Source organism: Dyadobacter sp. BE31, assembly GCF_031457695.1.
In the GTDB taxonomy this organism is placed as follows: domain Bacteria; phylum Bacteroidota; class Bacteroidia; order Cytophagales; family Spirosomataceae; genus Dyadobacter.
In genome coordinates, this window is record NZ_JAVDXA010000002.1 from 729,560 (window position 1) to 754,329 (window position 24,770).

General features: G+C 52.9%; 15 protein-coding genes and 1 pseudogene. 5 read left to right on the top strand and 11 right to left on the bottom strand.

Going from position 1 to position 24,770, the window contains the following annotated elements:
* Positions 1–4 precede the first annotated feature (4 nt).
* The 6 genes from J2Y43_RS11825 to J2Y43_RS11850 all read right to left on the bottom strand — a co-directional run bounded on the left by J2Y43_RS11825 (position 5) and on the right by J2Y43_RS11850 (position 11,485).
* A complete protein-coding gene (locus J2Y43_RS11825; protein WP_309982667.1) occupies positions 5–1,696 on the bottom strand; it encodes a glycoside hydrolase 43 family protein in 1,692 nt (563 codons plus the stop codon).
* Entirely contained in the window at positions 1,683–3,347 is a 1,665-nt protein-coding gene (locus J2Y43_RS11830) for a glycoside hydrolase family 28 protein (protein ID WP_309982670.1), read from the bottom strand. The genes J2Y43_RS11825 and J2Y43_RS11830 overlap by 14 nt, the downstream gene beginning before the upstream one ends.
* Positions 3,348–3,394: 47 nt before the next feature.
* Positions 3,395–5,041, bottom strand: a complete 1,647-nt coding sequence (locus J2Y43_RS11835) for a RagB/SusD family nutrient uptake outer membrane protein (RefSeq protein WP_309982672.1) — start codon at positions 5,039–5,041, stop codon at positions 3,395–3,397.
* Positions 5,042–5,062: 21 nt separating this feature from the next.
* Positions 5,063–8,362 carry a TonB-dependent receptor gene (locus J2Y43_RS11840; protein WP_309982674.1) on the bottom strand — a complete coding sequence of 1,100 codons (3,300 nt, stop codon included), beginning with the start codon at positions 8,360–8,362 and terminating at the stop codon, positions 5,063–5,065.
* 131 nt (positions 8,363–8,493) lie between these two features.
* The gene (locus tag J2Y43_RS11845) at positions 8,494–9,534 is read right to left on the bottom strand and encodes a FecR domain-containing protein (protein ID WP_309982676.1); all 1,041 of its coding nucleotides are present in this window, start codon (positions 9,532–9,534) and stop codon (positions 8,494–8,496) included.
* Between the two features lie 1,402 nt (positions 9,535–10,936).
* Entirely contained in the window at positions 10,937–11,485 is a 549-nt protein-coding gene (locus J2Y43_RS11850) for an RNA polymerase sigma-70 factor (RefSeq protein WP_309982678.1), read from the bottom strand.
* A 341-nt stretch (positions 11,486–11,826) separates the two neighbouring features.
* Here J2Y43_RS11850 and J2Y43_RS11855 point away from each other — a divergent pair, with 341 nt between their 5' ends.
* The gene (locus J2Y43_RS11855; RefSeq protein ID WP_309982679.1) at positions 11,827–13,149 is read left to right on the top strand and encodes a Gfo/Idh/MocA family oxidoreductase; all 1,323 of its coding nucleotides are present in this window, start codon (positions 11,827–11,829) and stop codon (positions 13,147–13,149) included.
* A gap of 18 nt (positions 13,150–13,167) precedes the next feature.
* Here J2Y43_RS11855 and J2Y43_RS11860 read toward each other — a convergent pair whose 3' ends face one another.
* The 4 genes from J2Y43_RS11860 to J2Y43_RS11875 form a co-directional block, all read right to left on the bottom strand.
* On the bottom strand, positions 13,168–15,681 hold the full coding sequence (locus J2Y43_RS11860; protein WP_309982681.1) for a sodium:solute symporter family transporter: 2,514 nt from the start codon (positions 15,679–15,681) through the stop codon (positions 13,168–13,170).
* Between the two features lie 64 nt (positions 15,682–15,745).
* Entirely contained in the window at positions 15,746–16,687 is a 942-nt protein-coding gene (locus J2Y43_RS11865; RefSeq protein ID WP_309982683.1) for a dihydrodipicolinate synthase family protein, read from the bottom strand.
* Positions 16,688–16,712: 25 nt separating this feature from the next.
* Positions 16,713–17,870 carry a sialidase family protein gene (locus tag J2Y43_RS11870; protein ID WP_309982685.1) on the bottom strand — a complete coding sequence of 386 codons (1,158 nt, stop codon included), beginning with the start codon at positions 17,868–17,870 and terminating at the stop codon, positions 16,713–16,715.
* Between the two features lie 406 nt (positions 17,871–18,276).
* Positions 18,277–18,975 (bottom strand): FCD domain-containing protein, encoded by a 699-nt coding sequence (locus J2Y43_RS11875; RefSeq protein WP_309982687.1) that lies wholly within the window; start codon positions 18,973–18,975, stop codon positions 18,277–18,279.
* A gap of 339 nt (positions 18,976–19,314) precedes the next feature.
* Here J2Y43_RS11875 and J2Y43_RS33560 point away from each other — a divergent pair.
* From J2Y43_RS33560 to J2Y43_RS11890, 4 genes and pseudogenes are all read left to right on the top strand, one after another.
* A pseudogene (locus J2Y43_RS33560) lies at positions 19,315–19,365 on the top strand (MJ0042-type zinc finger domain-containing protein); the annotation flags it as partial.
* 626 nt (positions 19,366–19,991) lie between these two features.
* Positions 19,992–20,837 carry a heme-binding protein gene (locus tag J2Y43_RS11880; RefSeq protein ID WP_309982689.1) on the top strand — a complete coding sequence of 282 codons (846 nt, stop codon included), beginning with the start codon at positions 19,992–19,994 and terminating at the stop codon, positions 20,835–20,837.
* 36 nt (positions 20,838–20,873) lie between these two features.
* A complete protein-coding gene (locus J2Y43_RS11885; RefSeq protein ID WP_309982691.1) occupies positions 20,874–22,070 on the top strand; it encodes an FAD-dependent oxidoreductase in 1,197 nt (398 codons plus the stop codon).
* A 10-nt stretch (positions 22,071–22,080) separates the two neighbouring features.
* The gene (locus J2Y43_RS11890; protein WP_309982693.1) at positions 22,081–23,841 is read left to right on the top strand and encodes an FAD-dependent oxidoreductase; all 1,761 of its coding nucleotides are present in this window, start codon (positions 22,081–22,083) and stop codon (positions 23,839–23,841) included.
* 138 nt (positions 23,842–23,979) lie between these two features.
* Here the strand turns inward: J2Y43_RS11890 and J2Y43_RS11895 are convergent, their stop codons facing one another.
* Positions 23,980–24,714 carry a DUF3800 domain-containing protein gene (locus J2Y43_RS11895; RefSeq protein WP_309982695.1) on the bottom strand — a complete coding sequence of 245 codons (735 nt, stop codon included), beginning with the start codon at positions 24,712–24,714 and terminating at the stop codon, positions 23,980–23,982.
* Between the last annotated feature and the right edge of the window lie 56 nt (positions 24,715–24,770).

Consider the following 24,770-nt stretch of genomic DNA (forward strand, 5'->3'; position numbering starts at 1 on the left):
TCGGCTATTTTGTGACCCTGAACCAGTCGTAATCTGCATACCCGGAATCATTCGTTTGCGTTTCCCGCGTGCAAAAAAGCCCCACCTTCGAGCCAATCCATCTTCCTACTTCGGCCTGGAAAGGCTCGCCGGTCATTTTGAAGTTTGTGCCGTCTTCGCTGAATCCAAACTCGCATTTGCCTCCCTTATTTACTTTTACACGCAAATACAGGTCGGTTTCCGGCTTGAACTCCGCTAAGAGACGCGTGGTTTCCGGTTTGCCGTCCGAGGCTTTGGAGCAAACCGCGTACACCAGTTCTGTCTTGTTTTTTCCGCTGTTCAGGTAAATGCCCGCATAGCTTTGCCCGATGATCACCAGTCCTGTCTTTTCGTTCGTCAAGTTCGCATTGGGTGTAAATCGCAATTTGGTGGTAACCGTAAATTCTTCTGCCGGAAACTTTTGCAGGAGTACATTCGGTACATCCCACAGGTTGCTGGTCTGCTCGGGCGCTTTGTAAGAATATAATCTTAGAAATCCGGCGGCGGGCATAGCCCATGTGCCTTTTGGGTTGGCCTGCCATTGCCATTGTCTTCCCAATGCCGGGCCATCGAATTCATCGGATTCCGGTGGGGTAGCAATGGGGTAGTTTTTGCTGGTTAATGGTTTGGTGTAGGTCAAAACGGGATCGCCGATACCATCGCCGTCGGGATCAGTGCCGATAACCGGCCAGTCGTTCACCCATTTCATCGGCTGCAAATGCACTACGCGGCCATATTCGTTTTTATCCTGAAAATGCAGGAACCAATCTTCCGATTGGCCATTCACCGGGCTGGTAGTAACCCAGGCGCCCTGGTGCGGGCCGTTAATGCCCGATTTCCCTTCGGCCATTACGACCTTCCTTTCATAGGGCCCGTATATATTTTTGGAACGCAAGACGATCTGCCAGCCCGTAGCGACGCCGCCGGCCGGCGCGAAAATGTAGTAGTAACCATTCCGTTTGTAAAACTTCGGCCCTTCCACGGTCGGGTCAATCTTGTGGCCGTCGTACACGAGTGCGCCCGCGTCGAGCACTTTTGTGCCTTCCGCATTCATTTTCTTGACAGTGATCACGCTCTTAATGCCCGCGCGGCTGCCCGCCCACCCATGTACGAGGTACACCTGGCCATCGTCGTCCCATAGCGGGCAGGGATCAATGAGCCCTTTGCCGCCTTCCACGAGTACCGGTTCGCTCCACGGCCCGGCGGCATTTCGGGCTTTAATTAGATAAATACCAAAATCCGGGTCGGGGTAGTAAATGTAAAATTCGCCTTTGTGAAAGCGGATTGCGGGTGCCCACACGCCATTTCCGTGCTGTGTTTTTTCGAAATGTTCGATAGGCACCTGCCGCGGCAATGCGTGGCCGATCAATGTCCAGTTGACGAGGTCTTTGGAATGCAAAACAGGCAACCCGGGAATAGCGTCGAAGCTCGATGCGGTCATGTAATAATCCTCGCCCACGCGGCAAGCGTCGGGATCGGAGTAATCGGCATGGAGGACAGGATTTTTGTAACGGCCGTCCTGCAAATCGGCTATCCAGGTTTCCGAAACTGCTGTTTGCAAAATGGAAGTTTGCGAAGCTGCGGTCTGCGTTTTGGTCGTGGCAATAGGCTTGTTTTGTGCAAAAGCGGAGGTCGCCAGCAATGCGCCGGCGACCCAATAGTACTTATTTCCCTTCATGAATAACCAGGCTCTTGTCCTGTGCTCCCTTTGAAAATTCCTTTACTTTTTTGGCCTTCGAAGCATCGGTATGCGCGATGTTGATGTTCTGGCTGCGTTCGCCGGTAACCGAAATGAGCGTCTCGGCGTGGTCGTTGTATTGCAGGCCGTCGATACTGATGTTGGTTGCATTATCAGTGAAAATCACTGGTTTGGAATGCTTTGTGATCAGTTTTACATTTTTGAAGCTGATCTTGTCAGCGTCGGTGAGTTCTATTCCGGTTTCGGCGGAGAGCACCATATTGTTCATCACGATATTCCGCACGGGCATTTCGGGCAGGCCACGCACAAAAACGCCTTTGGTAGCGCCATTGCACACGATGTTTTCAAAAATCATATCCTTGAAAACCGGCGTGCCTTCATTCACGACCGGGCGCATATCGCGCTCGCCATCCGTAGCGAACTTGACGAAATAGTAGAGGTCGAAAAAGATTGCTTCCTGCTTAATATCCTTCATATTGATATTTCTCGCGTAAATCTTCTCCACCACACCGCCGCGCCCGCGTACCGATTTGAAACGAAGGCCCTTATCGGTGCCCATAAACGTGCATTGCTCCACGAAAATGTTCCGCGCACCGCCGCTCATTTCGCTGCCCACCACAAACCCGCCGTGGCCCTGGTACACGATATTGTTGCGGATAATGCCGTTTTCGGTAGGAATGCCGCGTTTACGGCCTTCCTCGTCCTTGCCGGATTTAATGCAAATAGCGTCGTCACCCACGTCGAGCACGCAACCTTCGATGAGGAAGTTCTTGCAGGATTCGATGTCCATACCGTCGCCATTATGGGCATATTCCGGGTTTTTGACCCGTACATTGCGGATCGTCAGGTCTTGCACCATGAGCGGGTGCAGGCACCAGGCGGCGGAGTTCTGGAATGTGACGCCTTCCAGCAAAACCTTTTTGCAGTTATTGAGCACCACCAGATCAGGCCGGAGGAAATCTTTGATATCTGCAAAATCAGCAGGCTTTTTACCGCCCGTCAGCAGCATACTTTTGTTCTCTATGCTCGCTTTCTTGAATTGTTCGCTCGGGTACCAGGTCTTACCGTCGTCTTTCAATACCCCACCGGAAGCGATTTTTTCCTTCCATTGCGGCTCCGTGAGCTGGGTTTTGTGCACGGCCCGCCACACATCGCCGTTACCATCGACAATACCCCTGCCGGTAATGGCAACGTTTTCCAGGTCTTTGCCCGAAATGGGCGACTCGTTCCGGGCTGCGGCTTTTCCTTCATAAAAGCCCTCGGTAATGGCATACTGCGACTTATCCGTCGTGAAAAGCAGCAACGAGCCCTCTTGCAAGTGCAGGTTTACATTACTTTTCAGCACCACGGGGCCTGTAATCCAAAGCCCGGCAGGCACCAGTACCACGCCGCCGCCCTTTTTACTGCAACTTTCAATGGCCTGGTTAATGGCTTTGGTGTTGAGCGTGTGGCCGTCAGCCACCGCGCCGAATGCGGTAATGCGGAGGGTATCCTTGCGGAAAACCGGCTGCTGGATCTTCGGCAGGTTCGACCAGCTGTACGCTTCCTGTGCGGATGCATCGTGCGTGGATACGCCGTAGCACGCCCATGCGGCGGCGGCCAATGCTGCAATTCGTGTTTTGTAGGTCATAGCAAAAGCGCCTTCCCGCTTTTGGGCAGGAAGGCATTTTAAATGGATTATTGGTAACCGGCATTCTGTTTAAACTCGCTTTTGTTCACCACGGCGTCCAGCTGTGTCTGCGGGATCGGGCGTACGACGTGGTGCTCCTGGATGTTGACCGCATTATCCGGCGCATACTTCTTGATACGTTCCACCAGCTTTCCGGTGCGTTTCAGGTCGAACCAGCGCAGTTGCTCGCCCGCAAGCTCGCGGGCGCGCTCGTCGAGAATGAAGTCCAGCGTGATATCGGCGGCTTTCACCTGCATGCTGGCCGCTTTGCCCGGTTTGGCGGCTCTGGTACGCACTACATTCACATATTCGGCTGCTTTGGCCAAGTCACCGGTTTGCATGGCGGCTTCGGCAGCGATCAGGTACACCTCCGCCAACCGGATCACAAACACGTCACGCGCGCTCTGCGCCTCGTTCAGGCTCGCGCGGGTGGGGTCCATGAACTTCGACAGGGTAGGGTAGCGCAGGTTATCTTTCACGGTTCCGTCGGCAAGGTAAATTTCAGCTCGGTCGTAAGTCTGGTACTTTTTAGAAGCTTCGACGGCATCAGGAATATCCAGTTTCGTGCAATAGACGGCCGTATCCCCCTTGGCAATGCCTGTCGGAAGGGTATTTGAATTGGCATACCACGATTCCATAAAACTGCCCTCGTAGCGCGCGTCGTCGGCGGAGAAAAGGTCAAGCAGGAAGCGGGTCGGCATATAGCGGTTGAACGGCCGGCCGTTGGTAATGTCGCGGGTCATGCCCGGGCGGTCGTCGTACTTCATCAGGAACAGCAAATGCGCATTGTTGCTGCCGCGGCTATGGCCGTATGGATTAAATGTCGAGTTGGCCAGGTCGTTCAATGCGAGGTTGGCAGAGTAATCCACGGTGTAAATCACCTCCTTGGATTTGAGGTTGCTCATTTTCCAGAGATCGGCATAATTGGCTTCCAGCTTATAACCGTAATTACCTTCCAAAACTGCTTTCGCCATTTCCAGTGCCTCTTTGTTCATGCCCCTGGTGAGGTACATTCTCGCCAGAAACGCCTGCGCCGCCCCTTTGGTAACCCGGCCATATTGCGGCTGGGTAGCGGGTAGGTTATTGACGGCAATTTTAAGGTCTTCGAAAATCTGGTTGTAAAAGGTCTCCACCGGCGTTTTGTTGGCGGTGGTCACGATGCCGTTGGTTTCAGTGGTCGTGAAATGCACGCCGCCCCAGGTTTCGACGATGTGCCAGTAGTAGAATGCCCGCAAAAAGCGCAGCTCACCCTCGCGCACAGGACGCAATGCTGCCGAAAGCCCGGCTCCCTCGATGCGGTTGATACCGCCATTGCAGAGGTTAATGGCCGCGTAAAACTCCCGCCATTCGTTGGTAAGGGCCGTATTACTGCCTTGGAGGTTGAGGTATTGGGTCAAATCGCGGTACACTTCGCCGGCGCCGCTGGTCCAGATGTCGGTACCGGTTTCGGCAATGTTATAGCCTTCTTCCTTGCCGTACCACCAGCGCTGGTAGGAGTAGGCGGCATTCACGAGCGTTTCAAAACCTTCGGGCGTGGTATAAACGGTCTCGGAGGTGAGGCCGGAGGGGTTGTATTCTTCCAATGTATTTTCACAGGCAAACAGCCCCATGAGGGAAACCGCTATAAACCCTGTTTTCAATAGTTGTGATCTCATTGTCTTGACTGTTTTAAAGGGTTACAGGTTCACATTCAGGCCAAAAATGAACAGTTTCGTCATCGGGAAATTCTCCGATCCGCCGCGCTCGGGGTCGTAGTCGAGTTTGGTGAATGTGGCCAGGTTCTTGGCCGTTGCGTAAATGCGCAGGCCGCGGATGATCTTCCAGTTGAACTTATCCACCGGCAGGTTGTACGCGAGCGTTACGTTACGGATACGTGCATACGATGCATCGCGGTAACCCAGTGTCGAGAGGTATTTAAGCCCTGCATTCTTGTTCGGGCGCGGGTATTCGTTGGTTGGGTTTTCGGGTGTCCAGTAATCGAGACCGGCGGTGCTGTTGCCCACTCCCTGCTGATCAAAGCGTGCGTAGCGGTCAGAGTTGATCATCGATCCGATCCGCGCGTAGATCATAAAATTCAGGTCGAAACCCTTGTATTTGATGGTGTTATCCAAGCCGCCGCTCCATTTGGGCCGCGGAGTGCCGAGGATCACCCGGTCGTTTACAGCGTCGATCTTGCCATCGCCATTCTGGTCTTTTACTTTAATTTCACCGGGTAACTGTGTGGGCGACATGGCCTTGGCTTGCTCCGCCTCCGAAGTCTGCCAGATACCCAGCTTCTCGTAATCATAGAACACGCTGATCGGACTGCCGATGAACCAGCCATTGCCGATGTCGTTGCCTTCTGTCACGAGTTCGGTAATCTGCTCTTTGTTTTTGGTAAAGGTGAGGCTGGAATTCCAGGTAAAATCGGCGGTGCGGATGTTGGTACTTCCCAGCACCACTTCAATACCCCGGTTGCGCGTTTTACCGATATTCTGTTTCACGGTGGTTACGCCGGTGGTGGGAGGCAGGCCGCGGTCGAGGAGCAGGTCGGAGGTGCGGGTATCGTAATAATCAACCGAACCATTGATACGGCCATCAAACAACCCGAAATCAAGCCCCAGGTTTTGGGTAGCCGAAAGCTCCCAACCCAAGGCCGTATTACCGACATTACGGGAGAAAGTATAGGCCGGATAAGCCACCTCGTCAAAACCGAATGCAATGCGGGTAAGTGTGGTTTGCGTCGCGTACGGTCCGGATGGGTCGTTCCCCGCGATGCCGTAGCTCACGCGTAATTTCAGGTCGCTGAGCTTTTTGATATTCTTCATAAAACCCTCGTCGATGATCCGCCACGCAAATGCAGCCGACGGGAAGAACGTCCATTTGTTGCCGGGCGCGAGTTTGGAAGAGCCATCCTTGCGGGCTGTCAATGTGAGCAAATAGCGGTCTTTGAAGCCATAGTTCACCCGCGCGGCAAATGATACGAGGTTGTTTTTGGAATAGGCCGAATTGATTTTAATCTCTTCCGTAGCGCTACCCAACGAATAAAAAAGCTGCGAAGGGATCAACTGGTTCACGCCGGATGCCGAAGCATTGTCCGAAACAGTAGCCAGCGAGCTCCCGATGCCCGTAAATGTAAAGCTATGCTGCTCGAATGCCTTTTGATAGGTCACCACGTTCTCCCAGTTAATCGTCCGGCCGTTTGACACATTGTAAGTCGCCAACGACTTTCCGGTCAGCGAGCGGTCGATGGATTTGGGCGATGAGTATGCCCCGTTGCGGGTGTTCGACAGGTTCGCCCCCAGCGTGCTGCGGAATGTTAGACCTTTCAAAGGCGTGATCTCGACATAGCCGTTCGTCAGCGTGCGTGTGGTCAGGATATTGTTGTTAAAAACACCCGGCTGCTCGTCGGATAGCGGATTAGCAGTCTGCCCGTCGAGCATAATGAAATTGAAATTACCATTCTCGTCATAAAGCGAGCCCAGCGGACTGATTTTGTTCGCCTGGTTCAAAGGGTCGCGGCGCACGCTCTGGTTGTAGTAGGTAAGCTGGCTCTGCAAGCCGATTTTCATCCAGTCGGTAAGGGTGTAATCCACATTCAGGCGCGCGGTATAGCGCTTCATTTCATCCAGTTTCAGGATTCCTTTTTCATTGAAATAATCCACGGAAGCGTAGGATTTCAACTTTTCGGAGCCGCCACGAAAGCCCAGCTGGTAGTTCTGCTGGAAACCCGGGTGAATGAGCTCCTTTTGATAATCCGTCCAGATGCCCTTTTGCAATGCATCGTATTCGGCCACGTTGGTGAAAATCGCCGGATCATCGGCCGGGGAGTTCCAAACGCCCGCTGCACGCCAGGCCTCGCGTTTGAAGTCACGGAACTCGTTGATATTCATCGCGCGCGGGTACATCGTCACCTGCGAAACGCCCGCGTAAGAGTTGAAGGAAATGTCGGGGCGGCCGCTTTTCCCTTTTTTAGTGGTAATCAAAATAACGCCATTCGCACCGCGCGAACCGTAGATGGCAATCGAAGAAGCATCTTTCAACACTTCCATCGATTCAATGTCATTCGAGTTGATATCGGCCAGGTCACCATACTGTACGCCGTCGACAATAATGAGCGGCGAGTTATTGCCGCCTATCGAACGGTTACCACGGATGGTGATGTTCACGCCCGCACCGGCTTGCCCGCTGCTGCGCGTAATGTCTGCACCGGCGATCTTGCCCTGCACGGCGTCGAGGACGTTGTTGGACGGTACCTGTTTCAGCTGCTCGCTTTTAAGCTGCACCACCGACCCCGTAAGGTCACGCTTGCGCACGGCGCCGTAACCGATCACGACCACTTCTTCCAATGCACTCACATCCGGTTTCAGCGAAATATTGAAGGTGGTTTGCGAACCCAAAACGACGTCCTGGCTTTGGTAACCCACAAACGAGAAGGTCAGTATGGCCGTCGCATCGTCGGGAACGAGCAGACTGAACTTGCCCTGGCCGTCGGTGGTGGTCCCGCGGTTGGTACCTTTCAGGATCACGCTCACACCCGGAAGTATGGCATTCTTTTCGTCGGTCAGCACGCCGGTTACGGTCCGGTCGATGGCCTGTGATTTTGCAGGCACCGCTGATTCTTCACGGGTTGCGTTTTCCAGCACGATTTGTCCGCCCACGACGCGGTAGGTGAGGTTCAGCGGGGCAAGAATCTCGTCCAGCACAGTGTCCAACCGTTTTTTAGTGACTTCCACACTCACATTCCGGCTCACATTCACCCGCTCCGAACTGTATACAATGCGGGCTTTGGTTTGCCTTTCAATGCTATTGATAACCTTTTCGAAGCGCTGGTTCTGGAATTTCAATGTGACAAGCCGTGCCATCACCTCCTGCTGGTCGGCGGCGAGGACGGACTGGCAAGCCAGCAGCGCCACCACGGCGATCCGCAGCAGTAAGTTTCCGGCGGCTTTCGTGCGCCGGCAGGCCCTGAAAAGTAAAGGTTCCGTTTTTTTCATACCTTTAAATGTTTTATTAAATGGAGATTTGATAAAATGAAGCTCCCGAAAAGGCACGATTCGCTGTCGGCCTCGCGGGATTTGCTGGCGCTGGCCCATGTTCGCTGCATGGCCAGCGTTTTCGTTTGCGGCTATGTTTGCATAGGACTGGGTTTACGTGTTTGAAAAGCGGTTGTTCCGCGCATTTTGCATCCCGGGCCCGCAATGCGGATCGTCGAGCCACGGACTTTGTATTTTGCGCCTAATGCCGCACAAATGATATCCAGCTGCGTGTAGAGTGGTTGTCCGCTCAGGTCGGCCGTCAGGGGGCAATTCATAATCTGGCTGTCTTCGGCCTCTACGGTTACGCCCCAGGCATCGCGCATATGCTGCGCGACCTGCGCCAGCGGCGCATTATGGAATTGGAAGGAGACATGGGTGTTCAGCAATCGGGGATGTTCGGACAGTCCGGGCGTGAATTTCCCTGAGTTGCGGTCGAATGTGGCCGTATGGTTGGGGCTAATGAGCATGTCGACGGCCTCTTCGCTCGTTTTTTCACTGTAAACCGAGACGAGTCCGGTTACGACTTCCACCTTCGTTTGCAGACCGTCCGACGCCGTGGTCACATGGAAGCTCGTGCCTAATACCCTCGTGGTAACACCACCTGAATGCACGTAGAAAGGTTTTTGGGAATTTTTACGAATGCTGAAAAAGCCATCTCCCTTTAACACCACCTCCCGCTTACTTCCTTCAAAACGGTTGGGATAGCGCAGCGAACTGCCGGGACGAAGCTCCACCACACTGCTGTCTTCGAGCATAACAGGCAGGATGTCAGGACCGTCGTTCCGTTTTTCTTCCCAGGTATAAGCCGTTAGCGGCACATGGCGGTCGAAGATCTTCCCCGCGAAAAACCAGCCGATCAGCAGGAGGGAGGCTGCCATTCCGGCCCATCGGATGTAAATGGATCGAAAGGGATTGTTATTGTCCCGCTCTCGGAGGTCGGGAAGGTCGGCTCTTTCCTGCATCCCAGCCCACATCCGTTCTTCGGCGCCATTGAGTTCGTCTTTGGAAACTTCCTCGCCATTTTCGTTTTCCAGCAGTGCAAACCAATGCTCGACCAGCTGTTTTTCCTGCTCGGTGCATCGGCCCTCCTGATATTTCTCCAATAATGCTGCGAATTGTTCCCGGTTCATGGCCGATGGTTGGCTGCTTGGTTTTTAACGAGTAGTCAAATGCCAGCCCTCTGATCCGCAAAACTTTTTAAATATTATTGGATAAATTATGTTTTATGGGCGTTTGGCGTTGAAAGTTCTGGTTTTTGTGCAAATAGGGGGAGAAAGGGAGGATGGAGGAAGGGGAGGATGGAGGATGGAGGATTGGAGATGGAAGATGAGAAGGAAAAAACGGAAGAAATAGGGCTTGTAATTATCACCTTGCGGGCCCCGGAGGGGCATCCTGTTTATAGAAAAAATGAAACGACCATGGCCTTACTCCGGAGGAGTATCCTTGAAGCGGGAAGGAGGCTCCTCCGGAGCCCGGAAATTCCGGGAAATGGCTTTTGCTACAAACAGGTCGCCGAGCTGCGGCGAAATAGCACAACGGCCGACCTTCGCGCTCCTTCCCCAGCGTAAGAATCAAATCGCGTAGCGATGTAATATTGGTAGTAGATACGAACACAATAAATGTTCCGGAATCCCGTCAGGGATGTAACGACTGGGATAGCGTTGGCGCTTTGCAATGTGTGGTTGTTACATGCCCAAGGGCATTTGTGAAAGATTTTCGCCTGATGATCTTACTACCGATATGACATGCCTGACGGCATTCTATTAGACCGAAAGGAATGTTTCTGTCCGATCGTTAATGCGTAGTCGTCTTGCATTACCCGCCAGCCGGAGGGCTGCAAACAGTATATGCAAATCGAGAGATTTGCATTAGCGCAATGGCAGATGGAGCAAAGGGAAGATGGAGGAAAGGGAGGATGGAGGATTGGAGATGGAAGATGAGAGGAAAAAACGGAAGAAATAGGGCTTGTAGTTAACACCTTGCGAGCCCCGGAGGGGCATCCTTTTTATAGAAAAATGAAACGACGATGGCCTTACTCCGGAGGAGTATCCTTGAAGAGGGAAGGAGGCTCCTCCGGAGCCCGGAAATTCCGGGAAATGGCTTTTGCTACAAACAGGTCGCCGCGCTGCGGCGAAATAGCACAACGGCCGACCTTCGCGCTCCTTCCCCAGCGTAAGAATCAAATCGCGTAGCGATGTAATATTGGTAGTAGATACGAACACCATAAATGTTCCGGAATCCCGTCAGGGATGTAACGACCGTGATAGCGTTGGCGCTTTGCAATGTGTGGTTGTTACATGCCCAAGGGCATTTGTGAAAGATTTTCGCCTGATGATCTCACTACCGATATGACATGCCTGACGGCATTCTATTAGACCGAAAGGAATGTTTCTGTCCGATCGTTAATGCATAGTCGTCTTGCATTACCCGCCAGTCGGAGGCCTGCAAACAGTATATGCAAATCGAGAGATTTGCACCAGCGCAATGGCAGGAACCCATTCCTCCATCCTCCCTTTCCTCCCTTTTTCCCTTTCACAAATAATCCTTCAAATAAGACCGCAGCGCTTTTACGACGAGGCTTAAATGGTGTTCTACGGTCCGTTGGGGCATTTGGATTTGTTGGGCGATCTCTTTGGTGGAGCGGTTTTCCAGGCGGTGGAGGCGGAAAATGGTCTGTGCTTTTTCGGGAAAGTGGCTCAGGCGGGCCTCGATATTGTTCATCAGCTCGCTGGCATTCAGTTGATCTTCGGTGGTGTAGGTCGCGTCGGAATGCCCGGAGAACGCGTGCGTGAGGTATTTTTCATGCACCATCGCCGATTTGAAATGGTTGATGCACGTGTATTTCACCGACGTAATGAGGTAGGCTTCGAGATTGTCGATCTGCAAAAGAGTGCGGCGTTCCCACAACCGCAGGAATACATCCTGGACAATGCTTTCCACGGCCTCCCGGTCGTCGATCTTGCGGAGGGCGAGGAGGTACATTTTTTTCCAGTAACGCTGGTAAATCTCGCGGAACGCCAGGCCGTCGTCGTCGCGCAGGGCTTCGACAAGGTGTTGGTCCGGGAGAGATTTGAGGTTCATGAGCGGCTACCGATACTGTGAAAAAAGGATTTACCGGATGTTTCTAAATTGGATTTTTCCGATATGAGGTCAGGTGCGTCACCCCGGCCCGGACTTAATTTGAATCCATTTTTAATGGTGACCAATGCATTCGGCCGATTTTTTTACGCAGACGTTGCCGGGAACGTTGTCATTCCGGATTTTTATAGGGAAAGCCATACTTTTTCCCGGCAATACCAAATTAAACCATGAGATTTGTCAGATTGACATTTGAAATATTACAAGAATACTTTGTGTAAAACCAGCGGTAAAAGTGCGCGAAAACCTGCTTTGTTTTGCTCTCATCATCCAGTCGAGTTGTCATGACTATTTCCAGAAGAAAATTCATTCATACTGCCGCGGCTGTTGCCGGTGGCACTGCTATTTCGCCTATTATCACCGACTTGGCACATGCCGGCAGGCCAATCCGCTCTGCCGGAGCGTCGACCGCCGATAGGATCCGGGTGGCGGCGATCGGGATCAACAGTATGGGGTGGGCAGACGTCAACGCGGTGATGAAGAACCCGGGTGTAGAATGTGTGGCGCTGTGCGACGTCGACCGTAATGTGCTCGACAAACGCGCGGCGGAACTGGCCGGGAGAGGAATGCAGGTTAAGACTTTCAATGATTACCGGAGGATCCTGGATAGCAAGGATATCGATGCTGTGGTGATCGGCACGCCCGACCATTGGCATTGCCTCATGATGGCCGAGGCATGCGATGCGGGTAAGGATGTGTACGTCGAAAAGCCGATCGGAAACTCCATTGCCGAATGCCGGGCGATGGTAGCGGCGCAGCAGCGGACCAACCGGGTCGTGCAGGTGGGGCAATGGCAGCGCAGTCAGAAACATTTCCGCGACGCCGTTGATTTCGTGCATTCGGGAAAGCTGGGAAAAGTGGGGCTGGTGAAAGTATGGGGGTATTTTAATTATGGTAATCCTATTTTAAAACAGCCTGACGGCAGCGCTCCTGCGGGCGTCGATTATGGGATGTGGCTTGGCCCCGCGATGAAGAGGCCTTTTAACCCCAACCGTTTTCATGGCTCGTTCCGATGGTTTTGGGATTATGCAGGCGGTATCATGACTGATTGGGGCGTGCATTTGCTCGATTATGCATTGCTGGGTATGAAGGCAAACGCCACGCCGAAACGTGTGAGTGCCAGTGGGGCCATGCTTCGTAATCCCGGTGCCGAGACGCCCGACACACTGACGGCCCTCTTCGAATACGACGATTTTAACATCCAATGGGAGCATGTGATAGGTTATGGTGCCGGTATTTACAACCGCCAGCACGGCATCGCATTCCTGGGCGAGAACGGCACGCTCATCGTCGACCGCGAGGGCTGGGAAGCGGTTCCTTACGAAAAGCGGATGGAGGGGGTTCCACTCACGAAATCGTCGGATAATGGCCTGGATGAGCACGCCAAAAACTTTGTAGAAGTGATCCGCTCGCGGCGCATGGACGACCTGCATGCACCCATACAGGCAGGAGCAGAAGTAGCAACGCTTTCACAAATGGGCAATATCGCTTACCGAACGGGCAATACGCTTCATTGGAATGCTCAAAAAGGGGAGTTTGATGATCCTATGGCTAATAAATTGATGACCAGCGAATACCATAATGGCTATAAAATGCCGCGTGTGTAGTTTTTTCTAAAAACGTGCTCACGAAGGCCGGGGGAAGGCTTTGCTTATCAGCCACCCGAAAATCACACATCCGAAAATGCCGACACCGGGATACAGAAAGAAATGTACCCAGCCGTTAGCCTGCACGAAATAGAGCAGCACCGCACTGAGGAAAAAGCCGGCGAGGACGCCCGTGCTGTGAATGGAGGGAACAAATATCCCCGCCACAAACATTCCCGCCAGGCAGCCGCCGGATATGCCGATCAGTTTCAGGTACTGGTCCCATATGCTGTTGTTTTCCATAAAAACGAGCCACACCGCAATGCCGATTCCCGCCGCACCCAATACGAGCGTGGTGTAGCGGGCAAAGCGAAAGCGCTGCAGATCGCTGGAATGGGGAACAAAATGCTGAAAGAAACCCGTGGTGACGACCGTGGCAATGGAGTTCATGGACGAGCTGATCGTTGACATGGTAGCCGCGAAAAGGCCTGCTATTACCAATCCGCGCAGGCCGGCGGGCAGTTGCGTGGAGATAAACCAGGGAAAGATATCGTCGGTACGCGCCATTGGGTTCAGGAGGTGAGGACTTTGTTTGAAATACACCCATAAAGCGGTCCCAACGAGGAAAAATATCAACGTCGCGGGAATAACCAGGAATGCATTGGTCCAGACCGACCGGCGGGCTTCCGCCTCGGTGGGCGTAGTGAGGTATCGCTGCACCACCACCTGATCGGACGTGTAGGTGACGATCTGCGTGAGGAAATTGCCCACCAGCACCACCCACAGCACGGGCTCGGTAATGGCCCAGCCGTTGTTGACCATATGAAATTTACCCGCATTACCCGCCTGCCCGAACAGTGCGTCGAAGCCCCCGGATGCATGGGCAATGAAGAACAAACTGACAAAAGCCCCGCCCAGCAGCACGCCCACTTGCATTACCTCGGTCCAAACCACGGCTTCAATGCCGCCGGAGATCGTGTAGGCCGTGGTAATGAGGCTGGTAAGGACAATGCAAAGCATGAGGTTCATGCCCGTAACCGTGCTCAGTACCAATGCGGGGAGGTAAATCACAATCCCCAATCTTCCCACCTGAAAAACAACGAATGTGAGGCTGCCGACCAGTTTCACTGTTTTGCTGAACCGGAACGCGAGATATTCGTACACGCTGGTGATTTTCAGTTTGCGGAAATAGGGGAGGAAAAACCAGATCACGATCGGCGCCACGACGACGATCATCGCATTGGCAAAAATGTATACCCAGTCGGTGGCGTAGGTTTTTGCGGGAATCGCAATGAATGTGAGCGCGCTCAGCTTGCTCCCGAAAATGCTCAGTCCGGCCGCCCACCAGGGGATGTTCTGGCCTCCGAGGAAGAAATCGTCGGTGCTGGCGCTCATTTTGCGGGAAACATAAATGCTGATGCCCAGTACCAGCAGAAAGTAAATTGCCACCACGCCCCAGTCGATCCCGTTGAATGTGCCTGTACTCACCTCCGGACTGCCCGCGATTATCCGGGGCGTACGGATACCGGGCTGAATTTCGCCGGAAGGGATCACCAGCTGCCCATTCCAGGTCACGAGCGGCGTCGTAACGGGGGCTTTTCCTCCTGGAAATACCCCGAATGGGGCCCAGGTGTCGGTAATGCTGTGGTAGGCCATGATTTCGCTCTGGAACCCGGGATGCTTTTCGCGTAGTTCCATCACGCGTTGCGCATGCACACCGTCGTCCCCGCCCACGACGAGCAGGTGCGACTGCCCTGCCGCGTACGCAGGGGAGGGCGCAGCCGCTACCGCGTGGGGCAAGTCAGCAATGCGTTTCCAGGTTTTGGATGCCGGATTATAGGCGAGGCATTCTTTTAAATAGGTACGCTGTACCGCACCTGTGATGGCATTGTAATGCAGCTCGGCACCGCTCAAAACGAAGAAACGACTGTCCTGTGCGCCGCCGACGGCCAGTATCCGGCCATTTCCGGGTAATGCAGGCAGCTCGGTCCATTGTTTTTGGTGTAAATCAAATTCCCAGAAGCGGCTCAATGCCAGGGTATCCGACGGTGTGCTGGTGCCGCCCGCTACATATATTTTATCACCCAGCAATGCGCCCGATGCATAGGCAAGCGGAACAGGCAGAGCGGGGAGGGGTGTGGTTGTGACCTGTCCGTTTTTCCATTGAAGGAAGAATGCCTGGCTGTAATGGTGCGATCCGTCGGCACCTCCGAGGCAAAAAATGCCCTCCGGTGTGGTGAGTGAAATGCCATAGCCCATCGCCCGCGGTAGTTTCCCCGCCTTTTTCCAGCTCCCCAACGGATTTTCCAGTACAAAAACCGCATCATACCAGGTTTTCGGTGCCGCGCCCCAAGGGCCTGCATTGCCTGGAAAATTGGCGCCGCCGGCAACGATCAGCGCACCGTTGCTGACACCCGCATAGACGCCGGCAAATCCCACGGCATCGGGCAGCGGCGGAAGGTCTTTCCATATAAGCGGCGACCGACCGGCTTGCTGTGCATTGGAAACCAAAGTGTGCAGGAAAATCGTCAGGACAAAAAGGAAGCGGCTCATCAGGTCTTTCAGTTATTCAGTCATTCAATCATTCAATCATTCAGTCAGGTGTTGTCATGGGTAGTCATGGGTGGTCATGAGTGGCTTCGCCAGTGGCCAGGAATTTAAAAAAGCCGATATCAGTTAGTTGCCGGTGCAGCGCCTGGTATTGGTCGTCGGGTAATGCTGCGAGGGGCAGCCGGCACGGGCCCATATCGAAGCCGAGCATTTTCATCACTGCTTTCTGAGCGGGAATCGGTGCATACTGTACCACTACGCGCACCATTTCTACACAGAACAGCATTTGTTCCCGCGCCTTTTCAATCTCCCCCGCCTCGAAGTACTGCCTTACTTTTAAATAGAATGGAGCTGCGAAGTTGAAAGTGCTGCCGATGCAGCCTTTGGCGCCCATCGATAATGCAGGCAGGTGGTTTTCATCAAAACCATATAATACATCATACTTACCACCTTCATAGTTCAGACATTCCTGGTATTCCCAAAGCGTTGCCGCGGTGTACTTTACGCCGGCGAAGTTGGGGATTTGCTTTTCAGCAATGCGCACAAAGTCGAGTACGTCCACGGAAAAGCCGGTGAGTGAAGGAATATGGTAATAATAGAAAGGCAGTTCCAGCGCGCCGGCTGCGATGTCGGTCATGCAGTCTGCGAGGTTTTGTACGGAGGTGGGTTTGAAATAGAATGCTGCGACGGACGAAATGGCGTCTGCCCCCGCTTCCTGCGCGTGACGGGCCAGCTTGCGCGCTTCCGCGATACTCGCGTGCCCCACGTGTACGATCATGCGCAGGCGACCCTTGCCGGCAGTGATCACGGTTTCGGCAACGCGCATGCGTTCTTCGAGGGTGAGGTTGGGGCCTTCGCCGTTGCTGCCGCAGATGAAAATGCCCGAATTGCCGTTGGTGATCAAATGCTCGACCAATGCAGGCAGCAGTTCGTAATGTACGGAGCCGTCGGGATGAAGCGGTGTGAAAAGCGCGGCAATGAGGCCGTCGGTGTGTTGGATGATACTCATATGGAATGGAAGTATTGAAATTCAACTATTTGTCAGGCCAGAACAGCCATTTCGAAGTGATCGTTTGCAGCACGATCTGCTCGTAAGCGCTGGTTTTCCCCGCTTCATAAAGGCAAAGGATATTGCCGTCGGGTAATACCGCCATGGATGAATAGGCCGATGGCCCGGGGAAAATGGTGCGGATAACCGGCCACGTTTTTCCGTCATTGAAGCTTGCCCTTAACGTCAGATTATGGCGTTTGGTGGTGCTGGCGGGATTGAGGAAGAGCATGGCGCCAAGGCCTTTTGAATTCCGGCGCCGGTAGCGGATGAGCGAAGCCTGGCATACCGGTTCTACAAGCTCCGGAATGTCCTCCGGCGCCGTCCAGCTCTCGCCCCCGTCATAACTCAACGATTGCGCCCGCCGTCCGCGACCGAAGTAGGAGCGCATGTTCATCAGCAGCGTGCCATTGCCGTCAGCAACTTCAACGACCTGGCATTCATTCATTTTTGGTGTGATCGTCCCGCCGAGCTGCCACGTTTTGCCGTGGTCGTCGCTGTAAATCGCGTGTGCGCCGTACTCGAAAGGGCCGTTGCGGACTTTGCCGTTCGGGTCGTCGTAACTGAAATCGCAGGGGATCACGAGGCGACCTTTGCGCGGGCCGTTCTGTATTTGAATACCAACGCCCGGGCCGGTTGCATACCAGCCCCATTCGGGTTTCTTGGTGGTTTGGGTTATATCAACCGGCTTGGCCCAGGTAACACCGTTGTCGGAGCTCCGGGAGAGCCATACCGTCCGGGTCGACTCGGATTTTTTGGTAATAATGTCTTTTTCGGGCGTGTCGCCGCGGTTATGCGTGAGGAGCAGGAGTATTTCGCCGGTTTGCTCATCGAGTACCGGGCAGGGGTTGCCGCAGGTATTGGCCCCATCGTCCCACACGACCGTTTGCGGGCTCCATGTTTTGCCGTTATCTGTCGAGCGTTTCATGAGCAGATCAATGTCGCCCGCGTCGCCGGCTCCTTCTCTCCGGCCTTCACAAAAGGCAATTAATGCACCATTTTTAGCCCGGATGAGCGAAGGGATGCGGTAACTTTTATAGCCATCCTCGCCGGCGATGAACAACGCGCGTGTTTGGGGAATGTCTTGTGAGAATGCACGAGTGGCGCTCAGGAAGATCAGGATCAGGAATGTCTTTTTGATCATAATTAGTAGTTATGTTCTACATATTAGTAAATGTAAAATCATTGAGACTGAACATCCAAATATTTATTCAGAAAATAATGCAAAATGTTGGCTGGAATGTGCGCGTCTAAATCCGTTGTTGCATCCTTGACAGGATTTCTGAATCTCGCATGTACTCTTTTCTACCAATGTTGCATGCCTGACGGCATTTAGGGCTTTCAATCAAAGGCCGCGACGGCCTGCATCCATAGCGGAATCACGCAGCGATATACTTTTACCCTGCATAACCAGAATATGTAATTTGCCTCAATCGCGTAGCGATGTAATGTTGGTAGAAAAATCGTTGACCAAGGCAATTTCAAATGCCCCTGGGCATGTAACGACGACGGCTATATTACCGATTTGCGACGGCACCAAAATGCTGACATCAGACTTTCAGCCGATCGAAATGGGGTTTTAAATGCGCTTTCATGCCGCGGCGGAAATCCTCCGAATCGCCGGTTTTCAGGATTTCAACCAGGTTGCGGTGTGTGACCTCGCCAACGTCGGCCTGGCCGTTCGCCTGCATTTCAAAATCGAGCACGTACTCGAACACCGGCAGCAGCATTTTCTGGAAACGCATGTAGGTATCGTTGCCGGTCATCTGGTAGAGCTTGCCATGGAAAGCGATTTCGTGTTCTACCCGGAAGGGCTTCTGCTGGTTGTTCACCTCCCGGGCCACGATGTCTTCCAGCGCGGCGATGTCTTCGGGCGTTTTGCGGAGGTATAGCAGGTCGGCGAGGCCCATTTCCAATACCAGCCGCAGTTCGAAAATATCCTTCAATGTGTTTTTGCCGAGCAGGAGCGGATCGAGGACGCGTTCGAGCGAGCCGAGAATATCGGGCTGTGCGAGCAGCATACCCCGTTTTTTGCGCGTATCAATCATCCCGAGCATGCGCAGGCGGCTCAGCGCCTCGCGCACCACGTTGCGGCTCACACCGAGGGCGTCGGCCAGTTCCTGCTCCTTGGGCAGGGCGTCGCCGGGCACGAACGACTTCCGTTTCAAATACTCCCGCAGCCGGGATTCGACCAGGTCTGTCATCGTGGAAGGCTCCAACGGCCGGATATCGTTTTTCAGATCACTCATACATGCAGCAGCCGGACGCCCCGACCAGAAATAGGTTTCGGCTGTAAAGCTAATAATTCCTTTTGTAGGACATATTGTAGGGTGTCGAATTTTAGCGGACTGCCGGAAGGTGCCGCGAGGCTGCAATTCTTGACCAGGTGTTGTCGGGCGTGGTCAGGCGTTGTCAGGTGTAGTCAGGTGTTGTCGGGCGTAGTCAGGTGTAGTCAGGTGTTGTCAGGCGTGGTCAGGTGTTGTCAGGCGTGGTCAGGTGTTGTCAGGCGTAGTCAGGTGTGGTCAGGTGTGGTCAGGTGTAGTCAGGTGTAGTCAGGTGTGGTCAGGTGTTGTCAAGAATAGTCCAGTGTTGTCAGATGTGGTCGGTGCGGTCAGGTATGGTTCGTTTTTATTCGTTGAGAAACAAATGCCGTGAGGCATGTAATGTTGGTAGGAAACGCAAGTGAGCCGATTGCCTCAAAATGCCGTCAGGCACGCGACAACGACGCGCTGTTGTTGCATGCCTGACGGCATTTTGAGAAATACGCTATTGGAATCGAGTGCTACCAATATTACATCGCTACGCGATTTTAGTGGGAATCGCATTGAGTATACCTCACCACACCACTAAACCTGGCACCACTTGACAATACCTGACCGCACCTGACTATCCCTTGACCACACCTGGCCATACCTGACTATCCCTGACCACACCTGACCACACCTGACTACGCCTGACAACACCTGACCACACCTGACTATTCCTGACCACACCTGACAACCCCTGACTATTCCTGACTACGGAAATGCACATCGCTAAATCGTTGCGCCGCGAAAGTCTTCGACCGTTAAATAAGTTCGAAAGTAGTAATAGTTTGGATACATCTTATTTGAGCTAGTTTGTCAAATGTTATAAAACTAGTTCTATAATGAACGGCATGGTGAGATCCGGATCAGGTGAGTTGCGGCAGGTTGGTAACGATCGGATTGACAGGCCATGAGTGCCCGGTACGCATTCTCTTTTTTCACTTAAACCATCATACACCATGTTAAAAGTTACTAGTAATGCCCTTCAAACCGTTCGTTTAGGCGGTGCCCCCGATGAAACCGTTTCGATGTTCGGTCCGCTGACCGACCTGATCGGTACCTGGGTGGGCCGCAAGGGCTGGAACCTGGTTGCCGTCCCTAACCAGAAAGGCGGTTTCCTGCTATTGGTGCAGCCATACACCGAAACGCTCACCGTGACGCCATTGAGCACGCCCACACCCAACCGCGGAACGCACATCGTACAGCAGGTGCCGACGCTGCTGTACAGCCTTTCCATTCACAGCAATGTCGACGGCAGCTTACTCCATGCCGAAAACGGAACCTGGCTGCTGTTGCAGGATTGCCCGGACGAGTTCAGCATTGCACGCCAGGCTTCGGTACCGCACGGAGATTCATTGCTGGCGTTGGGCGGGTCGTCGGTAACGCCTGGTGCACCCACCATTCCGGATATCAGCACATTGCCCATCACGGGTCCGGGCTCCAAGCCGCTGGGTTACACCGATCCTTACCTGACGCCGCTGGAAGGTTTCAACAAGGTGAACCCGAACGCCACGCTGCGCGATGCAATAGCCGGCCAAACGATTACTTCGACGACTACGATTTCGGTCAGTACAGCCAATAAGGGCGGTATTACCAACATTCCGTTCATCGTTCAAAATGCCAACACGACGAGCTTCGAGGCGACGTTCTGGATCGAAACCGTAAAGAACCCCAACACCGGCGGCTCGTTCCTGCAACTGCAATACTCGCAGAACTCCATCATCGAATTCATCCCGCAGTTCCATGACCCGTCAAAACTGATTGAGTGGCCGCATGTGAATATCAATACGCTGGTGAAACAATAAGCAATTCCTAAAACCTTCACAATAAATAGGATATCCATGGCGCAACCAGCAGATCATCATTTTGATGTGATCGTGGTCGGGGGAGGGGCGATTGGCCTCTCCACCGGTTACCATCTGGGAAAACGAAAAGCGAAAACACTGGTTCTGGAACAGTTCAACTTCAAAAACCAGCTGGGCAGCTCGGCGGGCGTTTCGCGGCAATACCGCATTCCGTACCCCGAGGAATATATGGTTCAAATGGCGCTGGACGCGCAGCCCTATTGGGACGAGCTCCAAACCCTTACGCCCAGGACCTTGCTCGACAAAGTGGGCACGCTCTGGTTTGGCGACCCGTCGGTGCATTCCACCGAGGGCAACATCGCCGAGGCGGAGCAAGCGCTCAAAGCATTGAATGTGCCCTATACCAGCCTTACCGCAAAGGAAATTGAGGTGCAATACCACTTCCGGGATCTGCCGGAGACCTACACGGGGCTTTTTCAGGCCGACGGCGCCAGCATCGATTTCCGCGCGACGATCGAAACCCTGTACCAGGCCTGTGAGCGTGACCCGTACACGACGCTGCGGGACGAGTCGCCCGTGACGGGCATCGAGCAGGACGGGAAACTGTTTAACGTAACCACGCCGAAAGGGGTTTTTACGAGTGAAAAACTGGTGCTGGTACCTGGCCCGTATATCGATGGCGTGATTAACCTGCTCGGATTTACGATCGAAGCGACTTACTGGAATATGTCCTCGTGCTATTTCAAAAAGACCGATCCGAAGATCCAGTACCCGACGTGGTTTGTATTCCAGAATGCGATCGGCTCGAATGGCAACCAGTTTTATGGTTTCCCGGGCGTGGATTGGGATCATCCGGAGTATATCCGCGTGGCGCCCGATTTTGTGATCGATCCGCTTACGAGCCCCGAGCAGCGCACGCTCGTGCCTAACCCGCAGGAGCTCGCTTACACGGCCGCCTGGGTCCGCGACCACATGACGGGCCTCGATCCGACGCCTTATTTCACTTCCACGTGCCTGATTGCGTTGAGCAGGATCCCGGACAAGGAATTGCTCATCGACTTTGCGCCTCCTTATGTGCCTAATCATCAGAACATCGTGGTGTACGCTACCGGCTGGGCGGCCAAGTTTACGCCGTTTTTGGGCAAAATACTGACCGAGCTGGCGCTCGACGGCCATTCTACGTTTGATATTTCACCGTTCAAGCTGGGTTACAATTATTTCAAAGCCATTTAAAACCATCAACATGAATAAAAACACGCCACTAAACAATGGGATGAAGCCCGGCTTGCAGACGGAAGTCGCGATCATCGGTGCGGGAACCTCGGGTTTGTACAGCGCCTTCCGTCTTACCGATGTGGGCAAGTACACCGGCGACCAGGTCCAGATCTTCGACATGAGCGAGCGGCTCGGCGGGCGGCTCGAATCGGTGATCTTGCCGGGAATGAATTTCTGGGGAGAATTGGGGGGCATGCGTTACCTCACCTCGCAGGAAATCGTGACGACGCTCATCGAAGGTTATCCGCTGACCGAAAAAGACCTGAGCAAACGTACTCCCGTGCTCAAAGACCACATGACACCCGTACCTTTCCCTATGGGAAATCCTGCCGACCTGCTTTTTTACCTGCGCAAGCAGCATTTCAAACAGAATGCCTGGAATGTGGCGCAGGACAAAGGAGAGAGACTGGTAACCCGCTACTATCTCAACGACGACGACATTGGTTTCAGCTCCGACCAGCTTTTCAACAAGATCATCTACGATGTACTAATGGCCGATCCCTGGTTTGTGAGCAACTTTCCCGGCCTGGCTGTTCAAAAAGGCGAGTATGACTACGAATTCAAACTGACCAGCGAAAACTGGGACCAGGTGAAGCCCAACCTCACTTACCATTTTCCAGGTTCACCTTACGACGGCCGCAAAGTGAACGACCTCGGCTTCTGGAACCTTATCAAGGACCAGGTTTCGCAGGAAGGGTACAATTTCGTGGCCAATGCAGGGGGATATTATTCCAACACGATCAACTGGAATGCTGCGGAAGCATTTCCTTATATGGTAGGCGATTTTTCGGCTGATGTTACTTACAAAACCATCGAGGAAGGCTATGACTGCATTGCGTATGCGCTGGCGAACCAATACATGGGCATTCCGGGGGCGTGTATCTGGTCGGAAAACAAGCTGCTGACTTTCTCGAAAGGCCACGACCAGCGGGAGCACTACCGCTATGAGCTCACGTTCCTGAACATTCCGGCCAACCAGATCTGGCATGCCTATGCCAATCATATTATATTGGGTATGCCGCGGAAGTCGCTCGAACTGCTCGATCAGCAGAACTTTTTTTTCAATTCCAACGAAAACACCGTCCTCGACCGCAATATCCGCTCGGTGATCATGGAGCCTGCATTCAAAATACTGATGGGCTTCCGGGAGCCGTGGTGGAAAAAGCTGGGCATCGATTCCGGACATTCGATCACCGACCTTCCGATGCGCCAATGCTACTATTTCGGTACCGATCCGCAGAACGACAACTCGATGCTGCTGGGCAGCTACGGGGATATGGAAACGGAGACGTTCTGGAAGGCGCTTTCGGACGATACCGTGCTTTTCAAAGTGAGTGCGGCAGAATCGGCCTCGCTCGCGGAGCTGAAAGCGCTCGAAAGAGAGCAGGCTACACAACTGATGGTGAACGAAATTATGAACCAACTGCGTGAACTGCATGGTGCCGAGGTGGAAATCCCAGAACCATACGTGACCTATTTCCGCGACTGGTCCGATGACCCGTTCGGTGCCGGGTATCACGCCTGGAAAGCCGGTGTTGCGGTTTGGGACGTCATGCCCTACATGCGCAAGCCCGATACCGACGAAAACATTTATGTCGTAGGCGAGGCCTATTCCGATCAACAAGGCTGGGTAGAAGGGGCATTTTGCGAGGCGGAGAAAATGCTCGAATCCCATTTCCACCTCACCCGCCCGACGTGGCTGAGCGATACTTATTATATGGGCTGGTAGTTTGTTTCAACGACTCGTGCCAGTCATTGAAACAGAGATTTTGAAATTAGCTTCTATTTTTTTATTATTGTGTTGGGATTGGGGTGTCCCCCGGTCGGCAAAAAGAGTCATTCCTGATTGGAATGGCTCTTTTGCTTATTATGGGAATTTTTTAAGACCATATCTTTTACCGTCCTTTAGATAGAACTTGTCAGCGATAAGATCGAAGGCCGGATTAGCGCGTTCCGGGTGGATAACGTGGTTGGAAATTGGGTATGCAATAAGATCCGATATTTGCAGGCCATTTATGTTGTCTTTTTTGCTCCTGAATTCGATTTTCATGTCATATCGCCGTATTCGCTCGCGGGATATGAATCCGGTTCCCCTCGCTTTGATTTTCTCAAAATGACTCGCAAGCTGATAGTCTTCCTTTTTGCCTCTTTTCTCGATAATTATCTTGATTGTTTTGAAAGTGGATTTTACGTCGTCAAGTAGAAAAATGGATCTTTCTATGATAAAGGACAAGGCGATTTCGTAGGGGTTATCTGCAATGTGCCCGTATGTTTGGATATGTTTGTTTTTATCGATTGCAGCAGCTATTATTCGATAACTACCATTTTTTAAGCAACTATTCAGCCTTTCATAAAATTGCCTTTTAACATCCAAATCAAGTAAAACTGAGAATTCTTTGTTACACTTTCGAATATCCCTGGAATGAAAAATAACTTCCTTTTTGCCCCAAAAGTGATGTTTAACGCTGTTGAGACAGTCTGTCATTCGTTTGTATCCTGAGATGGTAAACATGATCCCGCAAAGTGTGAAAACGGGAAAACCCGGGTCTACTTTGTCTAGACCGTGATCTCCGCTCTCATCCAGAAACAGCGTAAATTCCATATGTTAGAAGAGGGGGGCTTATTTTTATGTAGTTGTCAGGACGATTGTACGTCTTA

Excerpts from the sequence above, each read along its gene's own strand:
- J2Y43_RS11825 (WP_309982667.1), bottom strand. The coding sequence starts at position 1,696 with ATGAAGGGAAATAAGTACTATTGGGTCGCCGGCGCATTGCTGGCGACC.
- J2Y43_RS11830 (WP_309982670.1), bottom strand. The coding sequence starts at position 3,347 with ATGACCTACAAAACACGAATTGCAGCATTGGCCGCCGCCGCATGGGCG.
- J2Y43_RS11835 (WP_309982672.1), bottom strand. The coding sequence starts at position 5,041 with ATGAGATCACAACTATTGAAAACAGGGTTTATAGCGGTTTCCCTCATG.
- J2Y43_RS11840 (WP_309982674.1), bottom strand. The coding sequence starts at position 8,362 with ATGAAAAAAACGGAACCTTTACTTTTCAGGGCCTGCCGGCGCACGAAA.
- J2Y43_RS11845 (WP_309982676.1), bottom strand. The coding sequence starts at position 9,534 with ATGAACCGGGAACAATTCGCAGCATTATTGGAGAAATATCAGGAGGGC.
- J2Y43_RS11850 (WP_309982678.1), bottom strand. The coding sequence starts at position 11,485 with ATGAACCTCAAATCTCTCCCGGACCAACACCTTGTCGAAGCCCTGCGC.
- J2Y43_RS11855 (WP_309982679.1), top strand. The coding sequence starts at position 11,827 with ATGACTATTTCCAGAAGAAAATTCATTCATACTGCCGCGGCTGTTGCC.
- J2Y43_RS11860 (WP_309982681.1), bottom strand. The coding sequence starts at position 15,681 with ATGAGCCGCTTCCTTTTTGTCCTGACGATTTTCCTGCACACTTTGGTT.
- J2Y43_RS11865 (WP_309982683.1), bottom strand. The coding sequence starts at position 16,687 with ATGAGTATCATCCAACACACCGACGGCCTCATTGCCGCGCTTTTCACA.
- J2Y43_RS11870 (WP_309982685.1), bottom strand. The coding sequence starts at position 17,870 with ATGATCAAAAAGACATTCCTGATCCTGATCTTCCTGAGCGCCACTCGT.
- J2Y43_RS11875 (WP_309982687.1), bottom strand. The coding sequence starts at position 18,975 with ATGAGTGATCTGAAAAACGATATCCGGCCGTTGGAGCCTTCCACGATG.
- J2Y43_RS11880 (WP_309982689.1), top strand. The coding sequence starts at position 19,992 with ATGTTAAAAGTTACTAGTAATGCCCTTCAAACCGTTCGTTTAGGCGGT.
- J2Y43_RS11885 (WP_309982691.1), top strand. The coding sequence starts at position 20,874 with ATGGCGCAACCAGCAGATCATCATTTTGATGTGATCGTGGTCGGGGGA.
- J2Y43_RS11890 (WP_309982693.1), top strand. The coding sequence starts at position 22,081 with ATGAATAAAAACACGCCACTAAACAATGGGATGAAGCCCGGCTTGCAG.
- J2Y43_RS11895 (WP_309982695.1), bottom strand. The coding sequence starts at position 24,714 with ATGGAATTTACGCTGTTTCTGGATGAGAGCGGAGATCACGGTCTAGAC.